Source organism: Mesorhizobium sp. WSM4816, from assembly GCF_055811535.1.
Genome location: NZ_JBVVQR010000081.1, coordinates 1 through 3359, shown reverse-complemented (window position 1 = coordinate 3359; position 3359 = coordinate 1). Strand labels below are relative to the sequence as shown.

Here is a 3359-nt window from a genome sequence, read left to right as displayed (position 1 = left end):
CCAGCCAGCATGTTGAATCAAATCCCCGCTGATTTGGGAATCCCCCTTCGATTCAGCCTCTCTTCATCCCGCTCTAAAGAACGGATCGAACACTTTGCGGATGATATCGGCGGGCATTCCACAGCCTTCATCTCTGACCCTGACGCGAACGTGGCTCGAGGTGAGGTTGATTCCAGGTGTGTCGGAGCCAGAAACCTGACTGGTGCTGATGTCGATCCTGCCTCCGTTTGGCATAGCGTCCCTGGCGTTGGTGACAAGATTTAAAACGGCCGCGTCGAAGAACGCGGGATCCAGCAGGCAGTTCGGCAGGTCAGGAGTGAGATCCAGGATAAGACGAACGTCCGGCCCGGCGCCGTATCTGAGAAAAGGCTCGAACGTGTGCAAATACTCGTTCACGTTGCCGACATGGGGGGCGAGGCTCTGATGCCTGGCAAATGCGAGAAGCTGAGAGGTCAGCGCGATCCCTCCGTCGATTGCGATCTTCGTCTCCGCGAGGTATGCACGCAGTTTGGTGGGATCGTCCCAGTTGTTTTCAGCCAGCCTGAGGCCTGACCCGATTGCTGTCAGCAGGTTCCGGAAATCGTGGGCTATTCCTCCGGTGAGTTCGCCAAGCGCTGCCAGCCTGCGTGTCGCAGTTGCCCGCTGCTCCGCCGCAGTGGCGGAAGGCAGCGGAGCCTGAGGCTGGACTGACGTTTCCTGGGTCACCTTGTTGCCATTTGCGGCTTGGGAAAATCGGACGCCGTTGCCGCATTCCTCACGACGGCCCAGAGCCGTCACAATTCCTGGTTCCTTTTAGCACAACAAGACGCAGGATGTCGTCTTAACTACCTGCGCCCATCACACGGCAAAGGTCGGAAAGCTCAAGATCATACGATGATCCTCGACTTTCTGAACACCCGGAATGTTTTCGCATAGGACCCGGAGGGCGTCGCGTTCGGCGTCGGACTCTAGGGTGCCCCAGAAGGAAACCACGCCGTTCTTGACCGTAAAATTGGGCGTGCTGGCGCTCGGCCACGCCTCATCGCGCAAAGCCAACGGAATCTGCTGACGGATAGTTTCGTCCTCTGCCTTGCAGGCGCTTCGTGGAAGGTTCGCGGTTGCAGCCAAGGCGCGAACTATGTTGGCGCGACTGACGATCCCCACGACCTTCCCGCCGCGTATCACGGGCACCCGCCTTATTTTTCGCTGCGCCAACAGGTCGGCGATGTCCGCGATTGGCGTGGATTCTTCAACAGTTACGACGTTCTTGGTCATAACGTCCACGACCCGGGTCGAATGCTCGCGGGTGTACTCGGCAGCAAGCACCGCCTTGTTCTTGAAAATCCTGGACCACCATGACACCGGGCGCGCGGCCGTGCCGATTTCGGCTCGATGGAGGAGGTCTCCTTCCGTCACGATGCCCACCAGAATATCGTCGTCCAGGACAGGCACTCCGCTTACGCCTTGGGTGACGAGGAGTTCGGCGACAGTCCGAATAGTGGTGTCGGACGCTACAGTGATGACGTCGGCGGTCATTACATCTTTGGCCATCAGCATTTTGCCTGCTCCTTCGATCCCCACGCCTGGACTTCGATCCCAGAGGGCTGCCGCGGCGTTCGATGACATGGTGCGATAATGCGTAACCGCTCGCCTCATTTCTCTGGCGTGGAAAGCCCACGCCTCGAGTTCATCCGAGCGTGAGGCCAGGCGTCCGGACGTTCGAGCCTTGCTGAAGAACCATGGCTCCGGAAGGCCGCCGGCTTGCGGACCTATAACAAGAGCTGTCACGAAAGGCCTGGCGGCGATCGTGTCCTCATCCATCAGCCTTTCAAGTGAGGCCCTGACAAGGGTTTCGTCGGCGTCTGCGACGGTTCCAACCGACCGGAGCAACTGCATGTAGGTGGTGGGTATTCCTCGGCACGCGTGCCTGATTAGTTCCTGCTGCAGCCGAATGCTTAAGAGCCTTTCCTCCCGCTGCCCCATTGGTCTTCCGAGCCCCATCGGGCTTTGCGCAATCGAAATCGGGAGCTCGGATCTGGAAGACGTATGGAGAGGCATACAAGCGCCCTTTCCAGCGGCAAGTGCCACTGGGCCTGAGTTCGGAGACTGCAATCGATGCCCGAGTGTTTACCGTAAAGGATTCTAGGTCCAACGAAAGTTATTGCCACTTGAGTGCAGGTTCGTTGCTTTAACTCGCCGTCGAGCCTGACGCGGTGGTCATCAACGAATGCGCGACAACAGCGTCAGCAAAAGCTCACTGCCGAAGTTGGAACCTAATCGGGGCCGTCGTTTAAAATGGAATGCAGTCCAGCCATGGCAGGCCTAACAATGGTTCCCTCCGCGTGGGCGGACTGCACCGCGTAGACCGGATAGGAGAATTGCGGCATCTCGGGCACGAGGTGAAGCCGGCCTTCCGCGATATGAGGCTGGACTGCACTCAACCTGACATAGCCGGAGCCTCCGGCCGAGAGAAGATAGCTGAGCGCGAGTGGACCGAGATCGAAAGAGAGATCCGGTGCGACATCGGGGAAATTCATGTCGTGGTGAAGCACAAAGTCGGGTCCCCAATCCATATACACGTAGTCAGCGCCACCGAGGAGGCGCGCTTCGGGATCGGTGGTCACGAGCACGAGCTTTTCTTCCGTGAGCAGGTCGATTTTCAGACCCGGGCGATGCTGGGGCGCGTACATGATCGCGACGTCGACCATCCCCGATGCAACTTGATTGATCAGATCCGGCGGCACATCGACGTGCACCCGAAGCGCGATGTCCGGCAGCGACCGGCGCATCCATCGGACCCAGTCAAGGAGGAGCGGTTGCCAAAGGCTGACCTCGCTGCCGACTGTCAGAACGGCGCGACGGCCTGGCGGCACGGCAACCTGCTGAAGCGTACGCTGCCATAGCTGGACGAACATCGGAGCGTGACGCAGGAATTGCTCGCCTGCCGGAGTGAGCGAAGCTCCGCCCTTATGTCGAATGAAAAGCGCACGTCCCAGCTGTTGCTCGAGGCTGCGGATTCGGGCGCTCACGGTGGTCTGAGCGACATTCAGCCGCTCCGAAGCCCGGATGAAGCTTCCGGTCGAAACGATCTCGATAAAGGTGCGCGCGAGTTCGATGTCCATCCGACATAGCATTAAACTTGCATTCAAATGTCAATCAACTTCGTTTGTCAGATAGGTGGCATGCGCGGTACGCTTCGATAAACCTACAGTCGAGCTCGGCGCCGGAATCATGCCGCGCGGCGTATTGCGCGAGATGTGGATGATGACGAGTTCTGAGTGCCTCACGCAACCCAGGGTACGTACTAGAGCGCGTCCTGTTTAATCTGGGTCGTATCCAGCTGCCTTGAAGTAGTTGGCGCATTCGGCTGGGGTGAAGCG

3 protein-coding genes are annotated in these 3359 nt (G+C 58.8%); all 3 read right to left on the bottom strand.

Translation table 11 applies throughout. The annotated features are described in order from the left end of the window. Nucleotides 1-63: 63 nt before the first annotated feature. Nucleotides 64-777 (bottom strand): ATP-binding protein, encoded by a 714-nt coding sequence (locus tag AC0L3H_RS32830; RefSeq protein ID WP_473588227.1) that lies wholly within the window; start codon nucleotides 775-777, stop codon nucleotides 64-66. 60 nt (nucleotides 778-837) lie between these two features. Next, nucleotides 838-1536 carry a CBS domain-containing protein gene (locus tag AC0L3H_RS32825; RefSeq protein ID WP_473588226.1) on the bottom strand — a complete coding sequence of 233 codons (699 nt, stop codon included), beginning with the start codon at nucleotides 1534-1536 and terminating at the stop codon, nucleotides 838-840. 716 nt (nucleotides 1537-2252) lie between these two features. Further along, nucleotides 2253-3101 carry a LysR family transcriptional regulator gene (locus AC0L3H_RS32820; protein ID WP_473588225.1) on the bottom strand — a complete coding sequence of 283 codons (849 nt, stop codon included), beginning with the start codon at nucleotides 3099-3101 and terminating at the stop codon, nucleotides 2253-2255. Nucleotides 3102-3359: the final 258 nt, after the last annotated feature.

What these genes read in the sequence shown, in the direction of transcription:
- AC0L3H_RS32825 (WP_473588226.1), bottom strand. Translation starts at nt 1,536, where the DNA reads ATGCTGATGGCCAAAGATGTAATGACCGCCGACGTCATCACTGTAGCG.
- AC0L3H_RS32820 (WP_473588225.1), bottom strand. Translation starts at nt 3,101, where the DNA reads ATGGACATCGAACTCGCGCGCACCTTTATCGAGATCGTTTCGACCGGA.